Annotated in this window: 22 protein-coding genes and 1 riboswitch; of the genes, 12 read left to right on the top strand and 10 right to left on the bottom strand. The window is 69.5% G+C overall.

What is annotated here, in order from left to right:
• The first annotated feature begins 66 nt into the window (after nt 1–66).
• A complete protein-coding gene (locus AB0H93_RS24360; protein WP_358575399.1) occupies nt 67–1,335 on the top strand; it encodes an MFS transporter in 1,269 nt (422 codons plus the stop codon).
• A gap of 270 nt (nt 1,336–1,605) precedes the next feature.
• Here AB0H93_RS24360 and gdhA read toward each other — a convergent pair whose 3' ends face one another.
• The 4 genes from gdhA to AB0H93_RS24340 all read right to left on the bottom strand — a co-directional run bounded on the left by gdhA (nt 1,606) and on the right by AB0H93_RS24340 (nt 6,306).
• Nucleotides 1,606–2,952, bottom strand: a complete 1,347-nt coding sequence (gene gdhA, locus AB0H93_RS24355) for an NADP-specific glutamate dehydrogenase (protein WP_358575398.1) — start codon at nt 2,950–2,952, stop codon at nt 1,606–1,608.
• 142 nt (nt 2,953–3,094) lie between these two features.
• Nucleotides 3,095–4,492 (bottom strand): mycothione reductase, encoded by a 1,398-nt coding sequence (locus AB0H93_RS24350; RefSeq protein WP_358575397.1) that lies wholly within the window; start codon nt 4,490–4,492, stop codon nt 3,095–3,097.
• A 14-nt stretch (nt 4,493–4,506) separates the two neighbouring features.
• On the bottom strand, nt 4,507–5,532 hold the full coding sequence (locus AB0H93_RS24345) for a VanZ family protein (protein ID WP_358575396.1): 1,026 nt from the start codon (nt 5,530–5,532) through the stop codon (nt 4,507–4,509).
• Nucleotides 5,533–5,760: 228 nt separating this feature from the next.
• Nucleotides 5,761–6,306, bottom strand: coding sequence for a YbhB/YbcL family Raf kinase inhibitor-like protein (locus AB0H93_RS24340; RefSeq protein ID WP_358575395.1), 546 nt, complete (start codon nt 6,304–6,306; stop codon nt 5,761–5,763).
• 175 nt (nt 6,307–6,481) lie between these two features.
• Between AB0H93_RS24340 and AB0H93_RS24335 the strand changes: the two genes are divergently transcribed.
• The 4 genes from AB0H93_RS24335 (at nt 6,482) to AB0H93_RS24320 (ending at nt 10,372) form a co-directional block, all read left to right on the top strand.
• Nucleotides 6,482–7,471, top strand: coding sequence for a sugar kinase (locus AB0H93_RS24335; protein WP_358575393.1), 990 nt, complete (start codon nt 6,482–6,484; stop codon nt 7,469–7,471).
• Between the two features lies 1 nt (nt 7,472).
• Nucleotides 7,473–8,069, top strand: a complete 597-nt coding sequence (locus tag AB0H93_RS24330) for a bifunctional 4-hydroxy-2-oxoglutarate aldolase/2-dehydro-3-deoxy-phosphogluconate aldolase (RefSeq protein ID WP_358575392.1) — start codon at nt 7,473–7,475, stop codon at nt 8,067–8,069.
• Between the two features lie 70 nt (nt 8,070–8,139).
• The gene (locus AB0H93_RS24325; RefSeq protein ID WP_358575390.1) at nt 8,140–9,051 is read left to right on the top strand and encodes a D-isomer specific 2-hydroxyacid dehydrogenase family protein; all 912 of its coding nucleotides are present in this window, start codon (nt 8,140–8,142) and stop codon (nt 9,049–9,051) included.
• Nucleotides 9,052–9,565: 514 nt separating this feature from the next.
• Complete coding sequence (locus tag AB0H93_RS24320) at nt 9,566–10,372, top strand: serine protease (RefSeq protein WP_358575389.1); 807 nt, start codon at nt 9,566–9,568, stop codon at nt 10,370–10,372.
• 57 nt (nt 10,373–10,429) lie between these two features.
• Here the strand turns inward: AB0H93_RS24320 and AB0H93_RS24315 are convergent, their stop codons facing one another.
• A complete protein-coding gene (locus tag AB0H93_RS24315; protein ID WP_358575387.1) occupies nt 10,430–11,335 on the bottom strand; it encodes a LysR family transcriptional regulator in 906 nt (301 codons plus the stop codon).
• Between the two features lie 219 nt (nt 11,336–11,554).
• On the opposite strand from AB0H93_RS24315, the gene AB0H93_RS24310 reads away from it, so the two are divergent.
• A complete protein-coding gene (locus AB0H93_RS24310; protein WP_358575386.1) occupies nt 11,555–12,781 on the top strand; it encodes an MFS transporter in 1,227 nt (408 codons plus the stop codon).
• On the opposite strand, the gene AB0H93_RS24305 is transcribed toward AB0H93_RS24310, so the two are convergent.
• Nucleotides 12,695–13,327 carry a LysE family translocator gene (locus AB0H93_RS24305; RefSeq protein ID WP_358575385.1) on the bottom strand — a complete coding sequence of 211 codons (633 nt, stop codon included), beginning with the start codon at nt 13,325–13,327 and terminating at the stop codon, nt 12,695–12,697. The genes AB0H93_RS24310 and AB0H93_RS24305 overlap by 87 nt on opposite strands.
• 291 nt (nt 13,328–13,618) lie before the next feature.
• Between AB0H93_RS24305 and AB0H93_RS24300 the strand changes: the two genes are divergently transcribed.
• Both AB0H93_RS24300 and AB0H93_RS24295 read left to right on the top strand, forming a co-directional pair.
• Nucleotides 13,619–14,434, top strand: coding sequence for a serine protease (locus tag AB0H93_RS24300; protein ID WP_358575384.1), 816 nt, complete (start codon nt 13,619–13,621; stop codon nt 14,432–14,434).
• Nucleotides 14,435–14,486: 52 nt separating this feature from the next.
• A complete protein-coding gene (locus tag AB0H93_RS24295) occupies nt 14,487–15,095 on the top strand; it encodes a DUF4291 domain-containing protein (protein ID WP_358575382.1) in 609 nt (202 codons plus the stop codon).
• A gap of 17 nt (nt 15,096–15,112) precedes the next feature.
• Here the strand turns inward: AB0H93_RS24295 and AB0H93_RS24290 are convergent, their stop codons facing one another.
• Genes AB0H93_RS24290 through AB0H93_RS24275 form a run of 4 tightly spaced genes read right to left on the bottom strand, consistent with a single transcriptional unit; the run spans nt 15,113 to nt 20,730 of the window.
• Complete coding sequence (locus AB0H93_RS24290) at nt 15,113–15,436, bottom strand: hypothetical protein (protein WP_358575380.1); 324 nt, start codon at nt 15,434–15,436, stop codon at nt 15,113–15,115.
• Between the two features lie 16 nt (nt 15,437–15,452).
• Entirely contained in the window at nt 15,453–19,949 is a 4,497-nt protein-coding gene (locus AB0H93_RS24285) for an RHS repeat-associated core domain-containing protein (RefSeq protein ID WP_358575379.1), read from the bottom strand.
• Nucleotides 19,949–20,257 (bottom strand): type VII secretion target, encoded by a 309-nt coding sequence (locus tag AB0H93_RS24280; protein ID WP_093263118.1) that lies wholly within the window; start codon nt 20,255–20,257, stop codon nt 19,949–19,951. Before AB0H93_RS24280 ends, AB0H93_RS24285 begins: the two co-directional genes overlap by 1 nt.
• Before the next feature lie 20 nt (nt 20,258–20,277).
• On the bottom strand, nt 20,278–20,730 hold the full coding sequence (locus AB0H93_RS24275) for a YbaB/EbfC family nucleoid-associated protein (RefSeq protein WP_358575378.1): 453 nt from the start codon (nt 20,728–20,730) through the stop codon (nt 20,278–20,280).
• 189 nt (nt 20,731–20,919) lie between these two features.
• On the opposite strand from AB0H93_RS24275, the gene AB0H93_RS24270 reads away from it, so the two are divergent.
• From AB0H93_RS24270 to AB0H93_RS24255, 4 genes are all read left to right on the top strand, one after another.
• A complete protein-coding gene (locus AB0H93_RS24270; RefSeq protein WP_358575376.1) occupies nt 20,920–21,387 on the top strand; it encodes a GNAT family N-acetyltransferase in 468 nt (155 codons plus the stop codon).
• A gap of 79 nt (nt 21,388–21,466) precedes the next feature.
• Nucleotides 21,467–21,604 (top strand): hypothetical protein, encoded by a 138-nt coding sequence (locus AB0H93_RS24265; RefSeq protein WP_358575375.1) that lies wholly within the window; start codon nt 21,467–21,469, stop codon nt 21,602–21,604.
• 169 nt (nt 21,605–21,773) lie between these two features.
• Nucleotides 21,774–23,021 carry an MFS transporter gene (locus AB0H93_RS24260; protein WP_358575374.1) on the top strand — a complete coding sequence of 416 codons (1,248 nt, stop codon included), beginning with the start codon at nt 21,774–21,776 and terminating at the stop codon, nt 23,019–23,021.
• A gap of 129 nt (nt 23,022–23,150) precedes the next feature.
• Nucleotides 23,151–24,011: a sugar phosphate isomerase/epimerase gene (locus AB0H93_RS24255; protein WP_358575373.1), complete on the top strand. Its 861-nt coding sequence runs from the start codon at nt 23,151–23,153 to the stop codon at nt 24,009–24,011.
• Between the two features lie 172 nt (nt 24,012–24,183).
• Nucleotides 24,184–24,308: riboswitch (cobalamin riboswitch) on the top strand.
• Nucleotides 24,309–24,360 lie beyond the last annotated feature (52 nt).

Raw genomic sequence — 24,360 nt, 5'->3', positions numbered from 1 at the left:
ATCCTACGTTTGACATAATAGGCCGTGATGTCTACGAAGTCACGACCCCAGCATGTCCCCGACCAGGTGGCTGACCAGGATGCCACGCGACTCGCCGCCGGACGCCATCCGGATGGCTTCTCCGCCGAGAACCAGGGCGCCGCGGAGCCGGTCTTCCCGAACCGGCACGTCGCCGTCGCCGGTGGGGGACTGCTGCTCGCCGGCGTGGCGCTCGCGGCGGCGAACATGCGCCCAGCGGTCACGAGCCTGGCGTCGGTGCTCGGTGAGGTCCGCGACTCGCTCGGTGCCTCCACGACCTGGGCGAGCGTGGTGACTTCGGTGCCGACGCTGTGCTTCGGGATCGCCGGCATCGGCGCTCCGCTGCTGGCGAGGCGGATGGGCATCAACAAGGTCATCGGCGCGTCGCTGGCGGTGCTGACGCTCGCGATGCTGCTGCGCGTCGTCGACGGTCCGTGGACGGTGCTGGGCGGGACCGTGCTGGTCTGCGCCGCGATCGCGATGTGCAACGTGCTGATCCCGGTGGTGGTCAAGGAGTCCTTCCCGACCCGCGTCGGGATGGCCACCGCGCTGTACACCACCGCGATGGCGGCGGGCGGCTCGACCGGCTCGGCCCTCACGCCGTACCTGAACTCCACCACCGGCAGCTGGCGCCTGTCGCTGGCGACCTGGGCGGTCGTGGCGCTGGCCGCGTTGTGCGTGTGGGTGCCGGCGACGGCTCGCCGCTCCTCGACGCGGCAGGTGTCGGGCACCGCGTCGACGAGCCCGCGGCGTTCGCTGATGCGCAGCCCGCTGGCGTGGGTGATCACCGTCTACTTCGCCCTGCAGTCGCTGGTCGCCTACGTCGTGATGGGCTGGATGCCCGAGGTGTTCAAGGGCGCCGGGATCGACAGCACGACCGCGGGCATGCTGCTCGGTCTGCTGCTGCTGATCGGCGTGCCGATCAACATGATCCTGCCGCCGCTGGTGACCCGGACCCGCAGCCAGTCCTGGTGGGCCGTCGGGCTCGCGGTGCTGACCCTCACCGGACTGCTCGGGCTGCTGCTGGCGCCGCAGGCGCTGCCGGTGGTGTGGGCGCTCGCGATCGGCATCGGGATGAGCGCGTTCCCGCTGGCGCTGGTGCTGATCTCGCTGCGGACCGCCAACGCCGCGGACACCGGGTCGCTGTCCGCGATGTCGCAGAGCGTCGGCTACCTGATCGCGTCCTTCGGGCCGTTCCTGTTCGGCGTGCTGCACGACGTGACCGGCACCTGGTCGGCGTCGCTGACGGCGATCGTGGTGATCGTCGCGATCCAGGCGGTGTTCGGCGTCATCGCGGGTCGCCCCCGCACCATCTGACACCCCGCGGTTCTGCGAAGGGCGTCTTCGGCCGGTCCGGTCGGAGACGCCCTTCGCATCCGACGGACTGCGCCGATGGTGTGAACGACGCCGAATCGGATTTCCGGACGGGTCGTCCCTGACACCATTGATCGCCGTGGGTGGTGTCGCGAGAACGCGGCGCCCCCGGGAGACCCGGCTCGCTGCCGTTGATCCCCGGCCTTCGGCAACGGGTCGCGCGGCTGGCCGGCACATCGCCCCTCGGCGCGCCGGCCAGCCGCACCCGTTCGGTCAGACGAGGCCGAGGCGGAGCATCGCGTCGGCCACGTTGGTGAAGCCCGCGATGTTCGCGCCCGCGACGTAGTTGCCCGGCATGCCGTACTCCGCCGCCGTGGCGTAGCAGCGGGCGTGCACGTCCTTCATGATCTCTTCGAGGCGCTTCTCGGTGAACTCGAAGCTCCAGCTGTCGCGGGACGCGTTCTGCTGCATCTCCAGCGCCGAGGTGGCCACGCCGCCCGCGTTGGCGGCCTTGCCGGGGCCGAACGCGATGCCGGCTTCCTGGAAGCTGCGCACCGCCTCCGGCGTGGTGGGCATGTTCGCGCCCTCGCCGACCGCGATGCAGCCGTTGGCGATCAGGGTGGCCGCGTCGGCGCCGGTGAGCTCGTTCTGGGTCGCCGACGGCATCGCCACGTCGCACGGCACTTCCCAGACGCTGCGCTGCGCGACGAACTTCGCGCCCGGGCGGCGCTCGGCGTAGGTCGCGATGCGGCCGCGCTCGACCTCCTTGATCTGCTTGATCAGCTCGACGTCGATGCCCTTCTCGTCGACGACGTAGCCGGAGGAGTCCGAGCAGGCCACCACGGTGCCGCCGAGCTGGTAGACCTTCGCCATCGTGTAGATGGCCACGTTGCCCGATCCCGACACCACGACCTGCTTGCCGTCGAACGACTGGCCGCGCGCCGTCAGCATCTCCTGCACGAAGAACGCGCAGCCGTAGCCGGTGGCCTCGGTGCGGACGCGGGCGCCGCCGAAGGACAGGTGCTTGCCGGTCAGCACGCCGGATTCGTAGCGGTTGGTGATCCGCTTGTACTGGCCGAACAGGTAGCCGATCTCGCGGCCGCCGACGCCGATGTCACCGGCCGGCACGTCGGTGTACTCGCCGATGTGCCGGTGCAGCTCGGTCATGAAGCTCTGGCAGAACCGCATGACCTCCCGGTCGGAGCGGCCCTTGGGGTCGAAGTCCGAGCCGCCCTTGCCGCCGCCGATGGGCAGCCCGGTCAGGGCGTTCTTGAAGATCTGCTCGAAGCCGAGGAACTTCACGATGCCCTGGTAGACCGACGGGTGGAAGCGCAGGCCGCCCTTGTACGGGCCGAGCGCGCTGTTGAACTCCACCCGGAAGCCGCGGTTGATCTGCACCTCGCCGCGGTCGTCCTCCCACGGCACGCGGAAGACGATCTGCCGCTCGGGCTCGCAGATCCGCTCGATGATCTTCTGCTCGGCGTACTCGGGGTGCTTGTCGATCACCGGACCGATGCTCTCCAGCACTTCCCGGACTGCCTGGTGGAACTCGTCTTCGCCGCGGTTGCGCTGGACCACGTTCTCGTAGACCGGTTCGAGGCGTTCGTGAAGCACAGGCAAACTCCTTTGTCCGATGACGTTCCGGGCCGCCCGGGCCCGCTCCGCCACGGCGGGAGCGCAACAGCGAGCAGCCCAATCCTCCTAAGGTGACCCGTTAAACTGGAACTGCTCAAGATGACGCCCGACACATCGGGCGCAACCGTCACTTCAGCGGCAGGTTGAGCAGCGCGTTCTCGACGAGCTCCGGCATGCCCGGGTGGATCCAGTACTGGCCGCGGGCCATCGTCCGGGCGTTCAGGCCGAACTGCATCGCCTGGATCAGCGGCTGCAGCAGCGTCGGCGCCTGCGGGCCGATGATGTGGGCGCCGAGCAGCTGTCCGGTGTCCGGATCCGCCAGGAGCTTGGCGAAGCCGGTCTTGTCCTCCATCGCCCAGCCGTAGGCGATGCCCGCGTAGTCCTGGATCGAGGTCACGTAGCTGACGCCGCGCTGCTGCGCCTCCTGCTCGGTGAGGCCGACCGCGGCGATCTGCGGCGCGGAGAACACCGCGTGCGGCACGAACCGGTGGTCGGACTCGATCGGCTCGTCCGGGTGCAGCAGGTTGTGCTGGACGACGCGCATCTCGTGGTTCGCGACGTGCTTGAGCTCGTGTTCCGAGCTGATGTCGCCCATCGCCCACACGCCGTCCACCGAGGTCAGCTGGGTCGCGTCGGCCTTGATCTTGCCGTCGGCGGTGAGTTCGAGACCGCCCGCGGCGGCGTCCAGCAGGTCGGAGTTGGGCACCCGCCCGATCGCGATGAGCAGCGCCTCGGCCTCCACCACCTCGGCGCCCTCCGGGCCCTCCAGGTGCAGCCGGACGAGGTCGCCGTCGCGCTCGACCGAGATCTCCTTGCGGTTCAGCCGCAGGTTCCAGCGCGCGGCCGCGAGCTCGGTGAACCGCTCGGAGATGTCGGTGTCCTCGGCGCGCAGCACCCGGCCGGAGCGGCCGATCATGGTCACGTCGACGCCCAGCGCGCTGAACACGTGCGCGAACTCCGCGCCCACGAAACCGGTGCCCATGATGATCATCCGGGCGGGCAGCTCGTCGAGCCGCATCACCGTGTCGCTGGTGTAGTAGCCGGCCTGGTCCAGGCCGGGGATGTCCGGGATCGCCGGGCGGCCGCCGGAGGCCACCACGAAGCGGTCCGCGGTGATCGTCTCCGGGCCGGTGGGGGTCTCCACGGTCAGCTGCTTGACCCCGGTGAACCGGGCGACGCCCGCGTAGAGGGTGACGTTCGGGCTGCCCTCGGCGCGGTACCGGCGGCCGCCGGTGGAGATCTCGTCGATCCGCCCGAAGATCCGGTCCCGGATGTCGCGCCAGCGCACGTCGCGCAGTTCGAGGTCGACGCCGAGCTTCGCGCCGCCCGCCGGGGCCGCGGCCACGTCGGCGGTGTGCACGAACATCTTCGTCGGGATGCAGCCGACGTTCAGGCAGGTGCCGCCGTAGGCGTCGTTGGGGCCGATGCCCTTCTCGACCACGGCGACGTCCCAGTCGGCGAACCGGTCGTCGAGGATCGAGTTTCCGGAGCCGGAACCGATGATGACTAGATCGAAGTGCCGCACTGGTCCATCCTGCCTCAAGTCGGGCGCGCCAGGTCCGGCGCGCCGTGGCTTCTTCGGGCGTCGATCATCTCCAACCCGGCGACGAGCCCCGTGATTCCGCGATGATCTCGGGTTCTGGTCACACCCCAGGCGTGCGCGGCGCACCACAACACGCCGAGCATGGCACCGGGTTCCCCGAACGTTCCCTCGGTCACGCCCTGCGCCACGGCCAGCCCGCCGATCCCGGCGGCCCACCGCAGCAGCGCCGCGGCCGGCGGTGGGCGGCCGTTGGGCGCCCTGGCACGCAGCATCACCGCGTGCTGGCCGAGCGAGGTGCCGTGCCCGATCAGCATCGTGACCAGCAGCAACGCCGCCGGGGCGAGCCACAGCGCGGCCGCCTCCCACCACCGCGTCGGGGCGGTGCCGGTGAGCCGCAGCGCGATGTCCGCGGCCCGGGCGCAGGCCACGCCGAGCAGCCACAGCACCAGGACGTCGCAGCACATGCCCAGCAGCCGCCGGGCGGCGGTGACCGGGCGCGGCTGCGTCGCCGGGCGTCCGCTGGTGCCGGCCGGCAGCCGCTGTCGCAGCGGCGCGAGCAGGCCGCCCAGCAGCGCGCCCGCGGTGTTCGCGATGACGTCGTCCACGTCGAAAACCCGGTACGGGCAGGGGAAGGCGAACCAGAACCCGGTCAGCTGGGTCAGCTCGATCAGCACCGATGCCGCCGCCCCGGCCAGCACCGCTGCCGACCGGCCGCCCCGCACGAGAGCGCCCAGCGGGACGAAGAGCGCGACGTTGCACGCGAACTGGGCCAGCATCACGGGGCTGGTCAGCCCGGCGAGCGGTCGCCACTGCGGCGCGAAGCAGGCCGCGCCGGACGGGAACGGCAGGAACACGTAGGAGAAGAGCCCGAAGGCGTAGAGCAGGACGGCGAAGCGCTGCAGCGCGATGCCCACGCGCAGCTCGCCGTGCCGCCGGTGCTCACCGGCGACGAACGGCGCGAACAGCAGCGCGGCCACCCCGGTGGCGGCCAGCGCGGCGAACGAACCCGGCAGCACGCTCATCTCGGCCTCCTGACTCCCGGAAAACCTCCCGCAGATAAAGAGGAGCGAGGTGCCGATTCAGATACATCTCGATCGGGCGATCCTGGCACGCGAAAGGGCCGCGCCCCCCCGGGGAGGCGCGGCCCTTTCGCGTACCGGCTCTGCAGCTGTGGAGACGTGGACGGGGCAACTTCGCAACTCGCACCGCCGCCCGCACCGCTACGCAGGGCGAGCACGGTCCATAAAACGTCAGTGCTGGTACGTCGGCGTGAGGACGGCCCGGGCGACGGTGTGGAAGGCCAGGTTGAAGCTGACCACCGCCGGGCTCGCCTTCTCGTCCACGCCGAGCTTCTCGGTGTCGACCGCGTGCACCACGAAGTAGTAGCGGTGCGGGCGGTCGCCGGGCGGCGGGGCGGCGCCGGCGAACGCGTGCTCGCCGAGGTCGTTGGCGACGTGGAAGGCCCCGGCCGGGACGCCGTGGCCGTTGCGGTTGCCCGCGTCGGCGGCCAGCTCGGTCACGTCGGCGGGCACGTCCACCAGGATCCAGTGCCAGAAGCCGCCGGGAATGGGCGCGTCGGGGTCGAAGCAGGTCACCACGAAGCTCTTGGTGGTGTCCGGGAAACCGGTCCAGCGCAGCTGGGGCGAGCGGTTCTCGCCGTCGGCGCCCATGCCGTCGTAGGCGTGGGCCTGCGCCATCGGCCGGCCGTCGGTCACGTCGTCGGAGGTGACGGTGAACGCCGGAACCGCGGGCAGCAGCGAGTACGGGTCCGGATCGATCGGGCGCTCCAAGCTCATTCGAGCATCCTCCCTTTCCTGGGGTGTGCGTGATCACCGGATTCCCAGCCTAGTTGGCCGCCGGTGCCCGAGCCGGAACCAGTGTGTTGCAAGGTGTGCAACGGCGATGTGCATTTCGCAGCATCGAGCGGTTAAGCTGTCCGGCGACGAATGCCGCGGGACCGAGGAGGCGAAGGTGGCGGAGTCCGGCAACGACCCCGAGGTGCTGTGCCTGGGGGAGACGATGTCGCTGGTCGCCCCGGCCGTCCCGGTGTCCCTGGAGCAGGCGCGGACGTTCACGCTCTCGGCCGGCGGCGCCGAGTCCAATGTGGCCATCCACCTGGCGGCGCTGGGCCACCGCGTCGGCTGGGCGAGCCGGGTCGGCGACGATCCCCTCGGCCGCCGGATGCTCGCGGCCATCGCCGCCGCCGGGGTGGACACCGGCCTGGTGGAGGTGCGCCCGGACGCGCCGACCGGCGTCTACTTCAAGGACCCCGGCCCCACCGGCACCAAGGTCTACTACTACCGGGCGGACTCGGCGGCGTCCACAATGGACGAAAACTTCCTGGCCGACGAGCGGCTCGACGCGCCCCGGCTGCTGCACCTCAGCGGCATCACCCCGGCGCTGTCCGACAGCTGCGACCGGCTGGTCCGGCGGCTGCTGACCCGCGAGCGCCGCGCCCGGATCACCTTCGACGTCAACTACCGCCCGGCGCTGTGGCCGGTCGAGCAGGCCGGTCCGCGGCTGCGCGAGCTCGCCCAGCTCGCCGACGTGGTGTTCGTCGGCCTGGACGAGGCGGCCTCCCTCTGGGGTGTGGAAACCGCCGAGGACGTGCGGAAACTCCTGGACGGGCCGGGTGTCGTCGTGGTCAAGGACGGTGCCGACGCCGCCTACGCCCTGAGCACCGAGACGGTGATCGTGCCCGCCCCGACGGTCCAGGTCGTCGAGCCGGTGGGCGCCGGTGACGCGTTCGCCGCCGGATACCTCTCCGGCGTGCTGCGCGGCGAGGACGGCATCCGCTGCCTGCGGCTCGGGCACATCCTGGCCGCGCACAGCCTGCTCAGCACCGAGGACCACATGCCGCTGCCGGATCGCAGGGCGATGGCGGAATGGCTGGGCTGCGACGAGGAGCAGTGGCGCAACCTCAGCTTCGGCGGCGGTGTTGCATCCAAAGAGGGGGAATAGCGTGGGTTTCTTCGACGAGCTCTTCACCGGCCCGGTGATGGCGATCCTGCGCGGGATGGACCCGCAGCGGACCGTCGAGCTGGCCGAACGGGCCTGGGACCTGGGCATCGAGGCGGTCGAGGTGCCGATCGAGACCTCGCGCGCCGAGCCGTCGCTGCGCGCGGCGGTGGAGGCCGGGACGCGGCGAGGCCGCCTGGTGGGGGCCGGGACCGTGGTGAGCACGGAGCAGGCGCACACCGCCAAGGAGCTGGGCGCGGCGTTCACCGTGGCGCCAGGGCTGGACCCCGACGTGGTGCGGCTGAGCGCGGAGCTCGGCGTGCCGCACCTGCCCGGCGTGGCCACGCCCAGCGAGATCCAGCACGCCCACCGGCTCGGGCTGTCGTGGGTCAAGGCCTTCCCGGCGGCCGAGCTGGGCGTCGGGTGGTTCAAGGCGATGCACGGCCCGTTCCCCGGGCTGCGGCTGGTGGCCACCGGCGGGATGAACGCGCGCAACGCGCCGGAATTCCTCTCCGCCGGGGCCACCGTGGTGGCCGTCGGTTCGGCGTTGGAGGATGCCGAGCAGTTGCCAGCGCTGGCGAAGCTGGTCGAGAGCTCGTGAGCGTTGATTCCGGTTCCTACCGAAATCGACGCTCACGAGCTGCCCCGACCCGAGCCGAGATGGAGAAGTCGTGAAGGTCCACATTGGTCCGGTCGCCCCGCCAGAGCTGGCGGCGGCCGTCATCGCGGCAGGCGCCGAGATCGGCCCGGCGGCGGAGGCGTCCGCGCTGGTCTGGTACGGCGGCGGCCCCGAGCGGTTCGCCGAGTTGGACCACCCCGGCCTGGAATGGGTGCAGCTCCCGTCGGCAGGCATCGAGACCTGGGTGACCGCCGGCGTGCTGCGCGACGGGATCACCTTCACCTCCGCGGCGGGTACTTACGCCCAGACCGTCGCCGAGCACACGCTCGGGCTGATGCTGGCCGGGGCGCGGCAGCTGCACGCGGTGGCGCGCGCGGACCGCTGGGCGCGACCGGTCGGCATCCGCAGCCTCACCGGGGCCGCGGTCGGCATCATCGGTGCGGGCGGCATCGGCCGGGCGTTGATGGACCTGCTGCGGCCCTTCGGCGTCCGGGTGCTGGCGGTGAACCGCTCCGGGAAGCCGGTGGACGGGGCCGCCTGGACGTGCTCGGCCGACGACGCGTCCGGGGTGCGGCGGGTGCTGGCCGAGTCGGACTTCGTCGTGGTGGCCGCGCCCGCGACTGCCGAGACGGCGAAGTTGATCGACGCCGACGCGCTGTCCCTGATGAAGTCCGACGCGTGGCTGGTCAACGTCGCGCGCGGATCGCTGGTCGACACCGACGCGCTGGTCGCGGCGCTGGACGCGGAGAGCATCCGCGGCGCGGCGCTGGACGTGACCGACCCGGAACCGCTGCCCGCCGAACATCCGCTGTTCCAGCACCCGCGCGCGATCATCTCGCCGCACTCGGCCAACCCGAAGGCCTTGCTGATCCCGGCCCTGGCGCGGCGGGTGGAGGACAACGTCCGGCGGCGCCTCGCCGGCGAGCCGCTGCTCGGCGTCGTCGACCTCACCGCGGGCTACTGAGCTTCCCGATTTCGCCTGGGACTGGACTTTTCGCTCCGTGACCGCCGGAATTGGCAGCGGGGGCGGGCTTTCCGATTTCGCCTGAAATTGGGAACCCCTTCTCGATCCGACCTGACGTCCGGCGGCGCCGCCACCACGTGATCTCGATCTGGTGGCCACAGTGGACGGTCTGTTCGGCTTGGTCGCGCGTGCGGGCCGATGGCGGGATGATGCTCTTCGTGCGGCTTGTCCGGAATTGTGAAGTGCAGTTGGGAAATCGCGCTTCGCGCAAGCGTGGAACTACTCGCTTCCCGGTACGGTGATCGCTCACGTAACAGATGTCCTTTTTGGACAGTCTAGGTAGACCGTTCGAGTGGTAAATGGGCTGATTTTCCACCCGATCGGATTGCCTTGCTTAACTCAGGTGTATCCAAAAACGGGTTCTGATCCTCTTTCTCATGGACACTCTTGGTCGAGCCGGAGGTGGCAGGTCGAACGACGGCGTGCCGATGGCTCCGGGGGAGGAGGCAACGTGATGGCAGACATCAGGCGCCGGATGTGGTCGGTGGCCGGGCTGCTGGCGGCGGCGACGCTGTCGTCGGGCTTGCTGACGACGGCGGCGAACGCGTCGGACCGCGATGCATCGGCGGCGAAGGTCCCGCCGATCGTGGGCGGCCAGCCCGCCAAGATCGCCGATCACCCGTGGGTGGTGTACCTGACGGACACCCAGGGCAACCAGTTCTGCGGCGGCACGCTCGCCAAGGCCAACAAGGTCGTGACCGCGGCGCACTGCGTCTCCGGTGAGAAACCGGAGACGGTCCAGGTCGTGGCCGGGCGGGAGGACAAGCAGACCAGCGAGGGCAAGGTCGCCAAGGTCACCGGCATCTGGGTGCATCCGAACTTCCAGAACGCCAACAGCGGCGCCGACGTCGCCGTGCTGACCCTGGACCAGGAGCTCCCGCAGCAGCCGCTCGCAGTTGCCGGCAAGGGGGACACCTCGCTCTACGAAGTGGGCAAGACGTCCGCAGTGCTCGGCTGGGGAGCCACCGCCGAAGGCGGCCAGGCGTCGCAGACCCTGCAGAAGGCCGAAGTGCCGCTGGTCAGCGACCAGGAATGCCAGAAGGCGTACCCGCAGTACAAGTCCGACGCGATGGTGTGCGCCGGACTCCCGCAGGGCGGCGTGGACAGCTGCCAGGGCGACTCCGGCGGGCCGCTGGTGGTCGAGAACAAGCTGGTCGGCATCGTGTCCACGGGCAACGGCTGCGCCCGGCCCAACGCCCCGGGCATCTACACCCGCGTGGCGACCTACCACGACGACGTCCAGGCACAACTGGGTTCCTGACCCGAACGGACGCGGCCGGGGCGCAGCTGCAGCGCCCCGGCCGCGTCATGTCGGGCGTCAGGTGGCGGTCAGGCGGAGCCGGGGGCCGAGCTCCCTGGCCAGGCTGGCGGCCAGCGAGCGGAACGTGCGCACGGCCGGGTTGCGGTCGTCCGCGCGGACGGCCAGGACGCTGTGCTCCGGCGGCGCGTCCAGCACCGGCAGGCAGACCGTGCCCGGCCAGGGGTAGTAGCGCTGGAAGGATTCCAGCGCCGATCCGGCGCCGCGCCCGGCCGCCGCCGTGGTCAGGACCTCGTGCGGGGTCACGGCGTGCGAGCTGCTGCGGTGCGGCGACAGGCCGCCGCGCGCCTCGGCGAAGTAGAGGTAGTCGGAGAACTGGCGCGGGGTGTGGTCGGGCAGCGCGATGAACGGCAGGTCGAGCACGTCGGCCAGCCGCACCGACGGCGCGTCGGCCAGCTCCCACGACGCGGGCACGACCACGATCCGCCGCTCGGTGGTCAGCACGTCCACCGCCACCCGCTCGTCGTCCGGCGCGGGCCGCACGAAAGCCACGTCGACCTTGTGCCGCACCAGCGCGGAGACGTGCTCGGTGAAGTCCAGCGCCACGAACTCGACCCGGATTTCCGGGCAGGCGCGGTGGAAGGCCTGCACCACCGCGGGGGTGAGCTCGGCCGAGCCGTTGCTCATCACGCCGATCCGCAGCGTCGACTCGGCGGCCGCCTCGGCCACGTCCGCGACTGCGGCGTCCATCGCCGCCAGCAGCGAGCGCGCGTGCCCGACGAACCGCTCGCCGGCCGGGGTGAGCCGCACCGGGGAGCGGTCGAGCAGCCGCACCCCGAGTTCGCGTTCCAGTTGCTGGACGTGCGCCGTCACGGACGCGGGCGACCGGAACAACCGCATCGCGGCCTTGCCGAAGTGGCCTTCTTCGGCGACCGCCAGGAACGACGCCAATCGCCGCAAATCCATGCCTGCAGCGTACGAAGCGCGGGAAGGGGCGGCATCGGCCAGTTTTGCCTCGGGGCGCGTGCGAAGCGCCGTGCCGAGCCGGCGGTTTCCGGCAAAACGGGCCAAAACGCGGCGGGTTTCCGCAGCGCGGAAGGAATGGCGAGGCGCAGATCACGGCCGCGTTCACGAATCCTGAACGGCCGGTGCGGTCGCACGTTCGACCGGCATAGAACCGATGCCGTGCGGAACAAGTGGTTGCCTGCCGCGTTCCTGCTGACCGCGGCGGGCTGGGGCGCGAATCAGTTCTCCTCGCTGCTCGGCGGCTACCAGTCCGAGTTCGGGTTGTCCGGGCAGGCCGTGACCGGCCTGCTCGTGCTCTACGTGGTCGGGCTGCTCCCCGGGCTCCTGCTGGGCGGCCCGATGGGCGACCGGTACGGCCGGCGACCGGTCGTGTTCGGTGCGATCGCCATCAGCGTGGCCGGGACAGCCGCGTTGATGGCCGGTGCGATCGCCACGCCGTGGCTGGTGGTGGGGCGACTGCTGGCCGGGGTCAGCACGGGCGCGGTCCTGGCCGCGGGCAGCGCCTGGGTCCGGGACCTGTCGCACCCGCCGTTCGGCACCGCGGTCGAGGACGGCGTGGGGGCTCGTCGCGCCGGGGTGGTGCTGTCGCTGGGGTTCAGCGTGAGCGGGCTGGTGTCCGCGCTGATCGCGCAGTGGGGGCCGAACCCGCTGGTCATCGCCTATGTTCCGCACCTGGTGCTGAGCGTCGCGGGCCTGGCGCTGGCGCTGTCGTGCCCGGAGACGCGGCCGCGCGAGGTCCAGTGCAGCTCGCAGGCCAGCGGCATCCGGGACCCGCGGTTCAGGCGGTTGGTGCTGCCGGTCGCGCTCTGGGTGTTCGTCGGGCCGACGGTGGCATTCGGCGTGCTTCCCGCGCAGGTCGCCGCCGAGGTTCGCGGATTCGAGCTGGTCTACGCCGGAGTGGCGGCGCTGCTCGCGCCGGGGTTCGGAGCGGTGGTGCAGCCCCTGGCCCGGCGCGTCGCGCGGCGAGGTGAGCGCGCACCGGCGATCGTCGGGCTGCTCGCGATGACCGCCGGGCTCGCGTTCGCGGCCGTCGCGGCGTGGCTGGTGCGGCCGTGGCTGGGGCTGTTCGCGGATCTCCTGCTGGGCGCCGGCTACGGCTTCTGCGTGACCTTCTGCCTGACCGTGGTCGGCCGCATCGCGCCACCGTCCGCCCTGGCCAGGCTGACCGCGGCCTTCTGGGTGATCGGCTACCTCGGCTTCTGCACGCCTCTCGTGGTCAGCCTGCTGGAACCCTTCGTCGCGGTGCCGGTGGTGTTGGCGGTGCTGGGCGGCCTGGCGCTGGCGACCTGCGTCGTGGTGTCAGCCGGCGACCAGCCCGACCGAGATGGTCAGGAACGCCGCCGCGCTCACCACATCGAGCGACTTCGCGACGCGGGGGTGCTGTAGCCGGGTGGCGATCTTGGCGGCCCCGAGCACGATCGTGAGCTCCCAGATCGCCGCCAGCACCAGGAAGACCACGCCGAGCAGCACCAGCTGCAGCGCTGGTTGCGCGGCGGCACCGACGAACTGCGGCAGGAACGCCAGGCTGAACAGCAGCATCTTCGGGTTGGTGAGGTTGCTGAACAGGCCGCGCAGGTAGGGGTTCGCGGAATCCGCCGGGGCCGTGGTGAGCGTGCCCGCGGCGGATTCCTGCCTGGTCAGCCACAGCCCGCGGATGATCGTCGCGGCCAGGTAGACCAGGTAGGCGGCGCCGATCCACTTCAGGACGGAGAGGACCGCCGGATTGCTGGTGATCAGCGCGCCGAGCCCGGAGATCACCACCGCGACCTGGATGATGCTCGCGGTGTGGATGCCGGCGAGCGCGAACAGCCCCGCCCGGCGGCCGGAGTTCAGCGAGGTGCGCAGCAGCAGGAAGACATCCACGCCGGGGGTGAGGATGACGACCATGCTGGCGAGCAGGAATGCGGGCAGCGGGGTCAGGTCCAGGAGCACAGCGTTCCTCCTTCGCGGCGGCATGCGGCAGCAGTGATCACTTGATCGGGCGTAGTTCTGTCACCTGTTCAGGCGCAATTCGCGGGCCCGGCGCTGTGTGCGTTCCGGACCCGTGACGGATCGGGCAGGATGAGTGGCCGCCCGTGGCGGCCTGGTCCATAAAATTTCCCGATGTCATCCATATTAACGAAATATTTTCCTGCTGACGTGTGAGTTGCGCCTCGTGATGTTCCGGTATCGGGGTGACTACGGTGTGCGCTCGGCAAGATCGGCGACAGCTGGAGGCACGACGTGGGGCGTGGCAGTGAGCGCAAGACCGGAGCGGCACGCGGCGGTGGGCTGCTGCGCCTCGTGGTCACCGGCGCGGTGACGGCGCTGGCCGGACTGCACCCGGTCGCGGCGAGCGCCGAAGAACGCCCCGAAGCGCGGGTGCTGGGCGGCGCCGATGTCGCGGCGGACGACGCGCCCTGGGCGGTGGCCCTCACCGACGAGTACGGCCGCCAGTTCTGCGGCGGCACCCTGGTGAGCCCGATCAAGGTGATCACGGCAGCGCACTGCGTGGTCTCGCCGATGACGGGCGCCAAGCGGGTCCCGGAGGACTTGCGGGCGATCGCGGGGCGCACCGACCTGCGCACGGAACACGGCACGGTCGGCGAGGTCGAGAGGATCTGGGTCCACCCCGGCTTCCGGGACTACACCAGCGGCGACGACGTGGCGGTGCTGACGCTGCGGACGCCGATGCCGCAGCGCCCGCTGGAGATGGTGGGCGCGGGCGAAACGGAGCCGTACCGGACGGGCAAGATGGCCCGGGTCTACGGCTGGGGCCGCACCAGCGAGTCGGGGCCGCCGTCGGACACCCTGCGCTCGGTGGAGGTGCCGGTCACCACCGAGGAAGCGTGCCGGAAGACCTACCCGAACTACGACGGCCGGAGCATGTTCTGCGCGGGATTCCCGGAGGGCGGCACGGACGCCTGCGCGGGCGACTCGGGAGGCCCGATCGTGGCGGACAACCGCCTGATCGGCGTGGTCTCCTACGGAACGGGCTGCGGCCGGCCGAACACGCCGGGCGTGTACACGAGGCTGTCGAGCTACAGCGGCGAGCTGTGATCGGGGAAATCTCGGTTGAGCGATCCTGCGGTCTTGCCGCAGGATCCGGGTTGTGAAAGATCAGGAAAACCCGTACCGTGCCGTCCGAGCGCGGTATTCGGAGTCCACCATCACCGTGTACCAGGCCTATTCGCCGGCAATCGCGGAAGCGGCCCTGGCGGCGGGGAAGTTCGTGCCGCCGTTCAAGCGCGAGCGGATGACGTGGATCAAGCCGTCGTTCCTGTGGATGGCATACCGGTGCGGCTGGGCGACCAAGCCGGACCAGGAGCGGGTGCTGGCGGTGGAGATCACCCGGGAAGGCTTCGAGTGGGCGCTGGAACACGCGTGCCTGAGCCACTACGAACCCGACGTCCACGGCAGCCGGGAGGAGTGGGCGGCAGCCAAGCGTGTCAGCCCGGTCCGGGTCCAATGGGACCCGGAACGCGACCTCCACCACCGCCCGCTGAACTACCGGTCGGTCCAAATAGGACTCGGAGGCGTAGCGGTCGACCGCTACGTCGACGACTGGACCGCGTCGATCGAGGACATCACGCCGCTGATGCGGAAGACGGCCGAGCTGGTGGCGGCGGGGAACCTGGAAGCAGCGGGAGCAACGCTTCCTACGGAGAGGTCGTACCCGCTCCCGGAGCACATCGGCCGACCCCTTGGCGCCACCAGCTAGTGCAATGCGGGAGCAAGTCAGCCCCGTCTGTTCTGGCGGTCCCAAGCATTGATGATCTCGGCGACGCGGGAAGCGAGCTGCGGCCATTGCTTCGACACAGCGTCAAGGCGTTCCACCAACTCCTCACGGGTACGGAACAGAAATGCCTCTTTCAGTGCTAGTGCCGCTTCCACGCGTCTGAGGTCCTCGCCAGCGATCCAGCGGCGGCACACCTCGATGAGGTCGCTGCCGTTGTCGTCCGTCATGTAGATCAACTGGTCGAGGACTTCCCCGAGCGCCGACCCTGGAAGTGCGGGATGCAGGCGCTCGATCAGGCCATCCATGATCGCTTCCATCGACATTGCGGGCATGTTCTCGTTAAATCCTCTGGTAGACCCGGGAGATGTGGTTGGTGGTATTGATCGGGTTGCCGTTGCTCAAGGCCTGAGTGCCGAAATTGTGTTGTGGCACCATCGGGCCTTCATACACCAATCTCAGGCCCATCGCCTCTGCCTCGTCAGCCCCGGGAGCTCGCCGGATGAACTGGTTCACCGGGCTGCCTGACACGGTCAGCGTTGCTCCTGGCTGCATGACTCGCGCGGTCTCCGCTGAAACGGGCTGGAATCCGTACGGATTGACGGAGTGGACCTCGCGGAACGTACCGTCCCTGAAGGGGAGATTGTTCGCGTCCCCTACGACGTCAACTCCGTCGCCTGGTTGGTAGTCGAGGTTCGTGGCGTTGTCCATCGGGTTCTGGCCCGAGCCAAGGTTCAAGACGTCGCATCCGGCGAGGCCGAGAGGATCGAAGCGGTTGTGCGGGTTGCTGACGTATGCGTGCGGGTTCGGGCCGCCATCCAAGCCCAGCGGATCGTTACTGCTGTAGCGGCCGGTCGCTGGGTCGTAGTGCCGGAAGTAGTTGTAGTTGAAGCCGGTTTCCGGGTCGTGGTACTGCCCAGGAAAACGCAAGGGGCTGTAGGCGCCGGTCTGGCTCTGGTCGATCGTAATGCCCCACAGCGTGGTCCGGTGGAACCACGCGATCCCGCCCTGATCGTTCACCAGCTCAGCAGGTGCTCCGACCAGATCGGTGACGATCGAGTAGAACTCCTCGTCGATCCACTGCTGAGGAGCGTCCTGCAACTGCGACCGCGTGACTTGGGTGATCGGACGGTAGGTTCCCGGCTCGTATTCCCAGACGGTCGCTCGTCGGTCACCGAGCCCGGCACCGTTCGGACGACCGTCGGTGTGCGCTTGCTCAGCCAGAACAGTGCCGTCCCAGACGAACTCGGTCTGTTCCAGCAGATGAGTACCGTCGGCCGTCAGTCGCTGCTTCGCTATGCGCCGACCCAACGGATCGTATCGATAGCGCCATCGAGAGCCATCCGGTGTGACCACTTCAACGAGGCGGTCTTCCGAATCCCAGCGGTAGTGCCAGACATCTGGCTTCCGGGACAACCGGGTCTGACGTCGCAGTACGAGGCGTCCTTGAGGATCGTGCTCGTAATGCACCTTCCCGGCACGGCGGATGAGGGTGCCGTCGTACTCTCGATCGCCCAGGTCGCCGGAATCCGGCACCACCGATTCCGGCCGTGCCGCACTGGTCAAGTTGCCTGCTGCGTCGTAGGCGTAGCGCTCGGTCCAACCTGGACCATGCACTGCGGTGACACGCCCTGCGCTGTCTAGCTGGAAGTTTCGAGCGCCTGTGAGCCCGTCGTCGATCCCGGAGAGGAATCCGTCCTCTCGATAGGAGTAGGAGCGTTTCTGGATTTGCCGGTTGCCGCCGGTGGTGATCGTCTGGGACAACAGCTTGTCATTGAGATCCCAATCCTGGCTGAGCACTGCTTCGGAACCGAGATTCCGCTGAATTTCGCGACCGGCGTTGTCATACGCGAAGCGCAGCGTGCGGCCAGCCGTGTGCAAGGCAATCGGCCGACCATTCCGGTTGTACTCCCACGTGCTGTCCGCCCCGGAGGGCGTGACCCGTCTGATGCGGCGTCCCAGAGCGTCGTATGCGGACGTGACAGTGCGGCCGTTGACTGTCTCGGCGAGGACCCGGCCGAGAACGTCACGGCGCAGTGTCACGAGGCAGTCGTTGTCCCGCGCCTCGATAAGGTGGCCAACCTCGTCGTAGGTGAACACGGTGTTCGCTGACCGGCTTTGCCGCCGAACAACCCGCCCCAGCGGATCTCGTGTGAAGCGAGTGGCCTCTCCCGCCCCATTCGTCCGCTCGGCCAACTGGCCTGCCGCGTCGTGCCGGTACGTGATGGTCCGGTTGTTGAAGTCGGTTTCGGCAGCGAGGTTCCCGGACGGGTCGTATTCGTAGCTCCATATCTGGCCGAGTTCGTTCGTGACGCTGACCAGCCGCAGTTCGGTATCGTAGCCGAATTCGAGTCGGGTACCGTCTGCGCGGACTTCCGCGCACGGCAGGTCGAAGTGAGTTACCTCGGTGCGGGTGATTCGGCCCAGTTCGTCGATGTGAGTTCGCAGGTTGCCTTCGCCGTCGTACGACCAACGGTCGGTCGCGCCGTTGGGTAGCGTGCGCCACGCCGGTTTACCCTCCACAGTCCAGCCGAAGCGCGTTTCCGCACCATCGGGTTCGGCGATGGAAGTGAGGCGGCCGAATCCGTCGCGCTGGTAACGGGTCGTCGCCCCTTCTGGGGTGATGACCGAGATCGGCAAGCCTGCTTCGTTCGCTTCGATGCGGTGACTGTTGCCGAGGGCGTCCACAACCGAGGTGCGATGACCGCGTTCGTCGTAGGTGAATTCGCTGGTACTACCGAGCGGGTCGATGAGCCTGGTGAGATTCCCCCGCTCGTCGTACTCGCGACGCGAAACGGTGCCATCCGGCGCGATGATGGTGACGGGAAGCCGCATGTCGTTGTACTCGAACCGGGCTTGGCTGCCGTCTGGCCGAGTAACCGTTATCAGGTTTCCGGCTTCGTCGTACTCGTGGCGGACCGTGCGACCCAGCGGATCGGTTCGGGAGAGCAGCCTGTCGTAGGCGTCCCACTCGGACAGCGTTTCTCCGCCGAGCGGGTCGATTTCGCGGACCACCTGGCGCTTTTCGTTCAGGTGGAACGTTGTTGCGTGGCCGAGGGAGTTGGTGAGGCGGGTGATTCCGTCCTCGTACTCGAACGTGCCCGTCAGGAAGCCGCCCGAGCCTTCCGTGCCGATGCAGCGGCCTTGGTGGTCGTAGGTGTAGCGGTACCAGTGGGCGTTTCGGTCCGTCCAGCTGGTTATTCGGCCCGCTTGGTCGTACTCGAACTTCAGCGGTAGGCCCGAGGCGTTGACCACGCCCGTCAGGCGCTGGTCGGTGTACTCGTAGCGCATCAGCAGGAGGTCTTCGCCGTTGTCCGCTTCGCGCAGGTAGAGCGCCGTGATCAGGTCGTTCTCGGATTCGACCCGGATCCGGTAGCCGCCCGTGTGGCGGATCTCCACCGGGGTTCCGCCCGCGTCGTGGTTGAACTCGATCCGGTTGCCGTTGCGGTCGGTGATGCTGGTCAGCGGCAGGACGCGGTTTCCCGGCGCGAAGTGGAAGCGCTTGCCGGACTCGATCTCGGTCAGCGTGTAGCCGTCGTCTTCGTGCCTGGTGAGCGTGTTGCGCGAGCCCTCGAACCGGACTGTCGAACCGGCCGCGGGATTCGGGCCGAACAGCAGTTTTCCGTCTTCGGCGGCGAAGGACACGCCCGAGCTGCCGACCTCGAGGCGCTGGTCCAGGGTGGACGTCCAGGACGGGCCGAAGTGCAGTCCCACCCGGTACGAGGACAGGTGTGTCCGCTTCAGCACCAGCGGGAGAACTGCCGCGATCTCCACATCGGTCTGCGGCAGGATCATCTCTCCGGTGGCGACGTCGATCGGGTCGTTCTCGCACTTCCGGTTGCCTTCGTCCCGGTTCGGCGTCTCGGGATCGTCGGTCTTGTTCTGGAGATTGCCGTCTTCGCTCCTGGACTTCGGGTTGTCCGGCGACGTGCCGTCCAGGTTTGAGGACGTGCTGTCGGGGGAGGTGCTCGACGGGGACGTGTCGGGGGAGTTGGGGGTGGCGTCCGGGGCGTCGGGTTTGGGGCTTGGGGCGTCCACGCCGGACGGTTTCGTGCTGGCCGGGCCGTCGACCTTTCGGAGGCCCTTCAGGGCGTCCTTGATGCCTTCCCAGATCTCGTCGAGCTTCTTCAGCAGTGGCTGCAGCTTGTTCAGGGAGCGGGTCAGCTTGGTGATGACGTCCGAGATCTTGCTGACCCACTTGGCGATCATCCCCGCCGCTTCCGCGACCACCGCCGGGGTGCCGATGCCGAGGGTGCCGCCGATTTCCGCGATCCAGCGCGGGATCCGGGTGATCAGCGCGGCCACGCACTCGGCGACCAGGTCGCGCACCAGCTCGCGGACGATGCCGACCAGCACGCCGACGATCTCGACCACCGTGCTGATCGTGTTCGCCGCGCCGCCCGCCGCCTTGATCTGCTCGGCCTGCTTCGTCGTGGCGTTCTTGTAGGCGTCGGCCGCCTCACCGGTCCAGGTGCCGGTGATGTTGTTGACCTCGTTGGTGAAATCGGCCGCGACCTGCTCCACCGACTTCGCGACGTTGCCCCAGGTCTGCGCGTAGGCGGAGATCTGGTCCGGGTCGCCGGCCAGCCAGTCCAGGGCGTCCGACAGCGGCTTGACGTGCTCCATCAGCCAGGACACCGCGTACGAGACCAGCGTGCCGACCGGGTCCATCACCATCGACAGCGCTTCCAGGCCCGTGCCGGCCGCGCCGAGCGCGATCTCCGACCAGGAACCCGATTCGATGCCGGACTGGAGGTCGCCGACGGACTCGAGGATGCCGATGCCGCTCACCGCGGTGGTGGAGTCCTGCCGCTGCGCGACCAGCGGGTTGTCCGCCATCACACCTCCCAGCCGGAGAAGCTGTCGGCGTTCGCCTGGTCACCGGATTCGTACGTCTGCGCGGTGTCCTTGACGTTGCCGGCCTGATCGCTCATGGACTCCGACGCGGTGGACAGGGCGTCGACCCCCGGCTGCGAGACCGCCTGCACGATCGGCACGAAGAACGAGCAGATCACCCCGTAGGCCTCGGAGCCCATCGTGACCTGGTTCGCCGCGTCCAACGCGGTCTTCAGCTGGTCGGAAAGCGCGTCGAGCTTGCTGGCGTGCGCCCGGAGTTCCTCCGGTGACACGTCGAATGCGTTCGTCATCGTCATCCCCCAGGCGATGGTCAGCGCAGGTAGGAGTCGTCCTCGAAGTCGTCGTCGTCGGGCGGCCGGCGCTCCGCGCCGTGCTCGGCCTCGGGATCGGGGAAGCGCTCGCGGTAGGCCGACACGACCGCGTTGACGGTCTCGGTGTCGTCGCCGACCGTGGCCGACATGACCTCCGCCACCTGGTCCCGGATGCCCGCCTGGGCCTGCCGCATGGTCGTCAGCACCGACTCGGCCAGGCCCGCGCCGGACATCCGGCGCGCGTCGTCGGTGATCTGCAGGTCGGTGACCGCGCCGGCGCTGTCGACCGTCACCCGCACCACCCCGTCGCGGGACTCCGCGGTGGCCTTGACCGCCGTCACCTGCTGCTGCATCTGCTGGTAGCGGTCGGCCTTCGCCTGGATGCCGTCGGCCCAGCGCCGGATCTCCTCCTCGGTTCGCGCGCCGTCGACGCCGAACACCGGTTCGCTCACGAATCCCCCATGGCCGCTCGGCTCCCGATCTCGCGCAGGCTAACCGCGGCCTCGGCGGCGGGTCAGCGCTTCGGCGCGAAACTGGCCCGATCAGAGCAGCGCCCGCCCACCGCCGGCAGGAGTGGCGTTGACTACTCCCGGTGCTGGTGGATGCGGGTTTTGAGACCTCGCTGTGATATCCAGGTAAGGGTGACCCTCCAGCCGCTCGCGACCGCCGTCCACCGCGCCTACACCGCGGATCTGGACGCCGAGGACTTCTACCGGATGCTGCGCCTGCGCGTCGACGTGTTCGTCGTCGAACAGGAATGCCCCTACCCGGAGCTGGACGGTCGCGACCTGGAGGAGACCACCCGCCACTTCTGGATCGACTCCGCCGACGGCTACGTGCTCGGCTACCTGCGGCTGCTGGAAGACCCCGACGGCACCTTCCGCATCGGCCGGGTCTGCACCGCCAAGAGCGCGCGCGGGCTCGGGCTGGGGCGCAAGCTGATGCGCGCCGCGGTCGCCGAGGTGCAGCACACGCCTGCCGTGCTCGCCGCCCAGACCTACTCCAAGGAGTTCTACCGCTCCTTCGGATTCGTCGAGGACGGCGAGGAATACCTCGAGGACGGCATCCCGCACGTCGACATGCGCCGGGAGCCCCGCCGGCGGGCGTGACCGGCGCTACTCGGGACTTGACCTCCGCCATCCGGGCTGCCACGCTCCCGGCGTCCAGATGGAACGTGGAGGAGCGGCAATGGGTGCACGGGACGGCGTGATCGCCGCGATGTGCTGCCCCGCGTCCGTCGCCCTGCCACCCGACCCGGCGCTTCGCGGCCGGGTGAATCGCGCGCACCCCTTCTGCCGGTCCCGCACCGGCCCCGACGCCGCCTGAGCCAGTCCCGGCCCAGCGGCGCTACCAGCGCGCCCATTTCCGCGAGCACGCCATTCCGCTCGCGCATTTCCACCGCACCGGGACGGCCCGATTCTTCGGCGCGATCCCGGCATGCACGTGCGTTCGCGCCGTCTGCTGCGCACATCGCCGTGCATGAGGAGGAAGAACCATGTCAGCACCGCCGCTTCTGGAACGGATCGGCATTCCCCCAACCCTGAAGTGGGGCTTCGTCGGCCTGCTGGTCTTCATGATCGGCGACGGCGTCGAAACCGGGTACCTGTCGGCCTTCCTGGTCGAGCAGCAGGGCTTCAGCGAAGGCCGCGTCGCCCTGATCTTCACCGTCTACGGCATCACCGCCGCGGCCGCCTACTGGTTCTCCGCGGCGCTGTCGGACATCTGGGGCCCGCGCCGGGTCATGTTCCTCGGCGCGGCGATCTGGATCGTGTTCCACGTCCTGTTCGTGGCCGGCGGGATCATGGCGCACAACTACCCGCTGCTGCTGGTCAGCTACGCGATCCGCGGCTTCGGGTACCCGCTGTTCGGCTACGCGTTCCTGGTCTGGATCACCGCCAGCACCCGGACGCAGCGGCTGGGCACCGCGGCCGGCTGGTTCTGGTTCGCCTACAGCGCCGGCTTCGCCGCGCTCGGCCCGCAGCTGGCCAACATCGCGATTCCGCTGATCGGCCAGCTGAACACGCTGTGGCTCGGGCTGGTGGTGATCGTCGCCGGGGCGCTGCTGATGCTGCTGGTGCGCGATCCGAACGGGGACCGGCCGACCTCGGCGGTCGACGAGAAGCCGCTGCGCAGCCTGCTGGCCGGGCTGACGATCCTGTGGGAGCGGCCGCGGATGACCGCGGGCATGTTGGTGCGGATGATCAACAGCATCCCGCAGTACGGATTCATCGTCTTCATGCCGATCTTCTACACGCGCGAGCTCGGCTTCACGCTGTCGCAGTGGCTGACGGTCTCCTCGGTGATGTTCGTCAGCAACATCTTCTTCAACCTGGTCAGCGGAATCCTCGGTGACCGCTTCGGGTTCGCCGTGGTGGTGCGGTGGATGGGCGGGATCGGCTGCGCCGTGACCACGCTGCTGTTCCACTACCTGCCGCTGGCCACGCACAGCTTCTCGATCGCGCTGATCACCTCCGTGCTCTACGGCGCGACGCTGGCCGGGTTCGTGCCGATGTCCGCGCTGATGCCGACCATGGCGCCGGACCGCCGGGGCGCGGCGATGGCGGCGCTGAACCTGGGGGCCGGGCTGGCCACCGCGGTCGGCCCGGCGATCGTCGGGATCGCCCTGCCGCTGTTCGGCGTCGGCGGCGTGATGTGGGTGTTCGCGCTGCTCTACGTGCTCGCCGCGGGGCTGACGCTGGTGCTGAAGGTGCCGAGCCCGGAAGCCGCCCCGGTGCGGGCCTGAAAACGGGCGTTCGCGCGGGCAGGTGGCCGTGAGTGGTTTGTGTCGCAATAGCAGCACAAACCACTCACGGCACCTCGCCCGGCCGTTCGCCCGAGTTGAAAACCCATGCAGGACAACGAGGAGCTACGAATGAACCTGATCGGAATCCACGCGGGCGTCTGGGTCGGCGGCTGGAGCCCCGAGGAGACGCGGCTGGCGCTGAGCAAGGCCAAGGAGACCGGCTACGACCTGATCGAGCTCACCGCGACCGACTTCTCCACCATCGACACCGAGCTGGTGCGCCGGTTGCTCGACGAGCACGGACTGGCGTCCTCGGCGTCGCTCGGGCTGACCTTCGACGCCGACGTCAACAACGACGACCCGGCGGTCGTGCAGCGCGGCCGGGACCGGCTGGGCGGCGCGCTCGAACTGGTGCACAGCATCGGGTCGAAGTACCTGATCGGCGCCCTGTACTCGACGCTCGGCAAGTACCCGGCGGCCGCGACGCCGCAGGCGCGGGCCAACGCCGTCGCCGCCATCCGCGACCTGGCCGCGCAGGCCGCGGAGCTCGGCATCACGCTCGGCCTGGAGATCCTCAACCGCTACGAGACGAACCTGCTCAACACCACCCGGCAGGCCCTGGCGTTCCTGGACGACGTCGGCGCCGACAACGTCACCATCCACCTCGACACGTACCACATGAACATCGAAGAACCCGACTTCGTGCGGCCCGTGCAGGAGGCCGGGGACCGGCTCGGGTACGTGCACATCGGGGAGAGCCACCGCGGCTACCTGGGATCCGGCACGATCGACTTCCCGGCGTTCTTCCGCGCGCTGGTGGACATCGGCTACACCGGGCCGATCACCTTCGAGAGCTTCTCCTCGGCCGTGGTGGACCCCGCGCTGTCGGACACCCTCGCGGTGTGGCGGAACCTGTGGGACGACAACGAGGACCTGGCCCGCCACGCGCACCGCTACATCACCGACGGGCTGCACGCCGCCCGCCGGTGACAGTTGACGGCGATTTCTGCGGTCTGGGTGCGGGCGGGGTGGCGCTTTCGCGCGAGAACGCCACCCCGCGGGCCCCGGCCGCAGTGGTGCTGGTCTCGTCGCCGCCGCGGCCGGTTGGTCCGCCGGGCCGGTTCTGCGACGATGCACCTTGATCCGAATGCAAGGGGTGCGCCAGGAAGCCGGTGGGAATCCGGCACGGTCGGCGCCACTGTGACCGGGGAGCGGCCCTCCCTCGCGAGCCACCGGGGAGACCTGGGAAGGCCGGAGGGGCGCGGTGATCCGGGAGTCAGGACACTGCCGCCCCTTGTTCCCGCCACCGGGGCGTCCGAACCCCGAGGAAGGAACACCG

The sequence above is a fragment of the Saccharopolyspora sp. NPDC050642 genome (assembly GCF_040654735.1).
GTDB classification, from domain to species: Bacteria; Actinomycetota; Actinomycetes; order Mycobacteriales; family Pseudonocardiaceae; genus Saccharopolyspora; species Saccharopolyspora elongata.
The sequence above is the reverse complement of the archived record's forward strand: the minus strand, read 5'-3'. Positions and strand labels throughout refer to the sequence as shown.

Excerpts from the sequence above, each read along its gene's own strand:
- AB0H93_RS24290 (WP_358575380.1), bottom strand. The coding sequence starts at position 15,436 with ATGTCGATGGAAGCGATCATGGATGGCCTGATCGAGCGCCTGCATCCC.
- AB0H93_RS24340 (WP_358575395.1), bottom strand. The coding sequence starts at position 6,306 with ATGAGCTTGGAGCGCCCGATCGATCCGGACCCGTACTCGCTGCTGCCC.
- AB0H93_RS24315 (WP_358575387.1), bottom strand. The coding sequence starts at position 11,335 with ATGGATTTGCGGCGATTGGCGTCGTTCCTGGCGGTCGCCGAAGAAGGC.
- AB0H93_RS24255 (WP_358575373.1), top strand. The coding sequence starts at position 23,151 with ATGAACCTGATCGGAATCCACGCGGGCGTCTGGGTCGGCGGCTGGAGC.
- AB0H93_RS24280 (WP_093263118.1), bottom strand. The coding sequence starts at position 20,257 with ATGACGAACGCATTCGACGTGTCACCGGAGGAACTCCGGGCGCACGCC.
- AB0H93_RS24345 (WP_358575396.1), bottom strand. The coding sequence starts at position 5,532 with ATGAGCGTGCTGCCGGGTTCGTTCGCCGCGCTGGCCGCCACCGGGGTG.
- AB0H93_RS24260 (WP_358575374.1), top strand. The coding sequence starts at position 21,774 with ATGTCAGCACCGCCGCTTCTGGAACGGATCGGCATTCCCCCAACCCTG.
- AB0H93_RS24320 (WP_358575389.1), top strand. The coding sequence starts at position 9,566 with ATGGCAGACATCAGGCGCCGGATGTGGTCGGTGGCCGGGCTGCTGGCG.
- AB0H93_RS24285 (WP_358575379.1), bottom strand. The coding sequence starts at position 19,949 with ATGGCGGACAACCCGCTGGTCGCGCAGCGGCAGGACTCCACCACCGCG.
- AB0H93_RS24265 (WP_358575375.1), top strand. The coding sequence starts at position 21,467 with ATGGGTGCACGGGACGGCGTGATCGCCGCGATGTGCTGCCCCGCGTCC.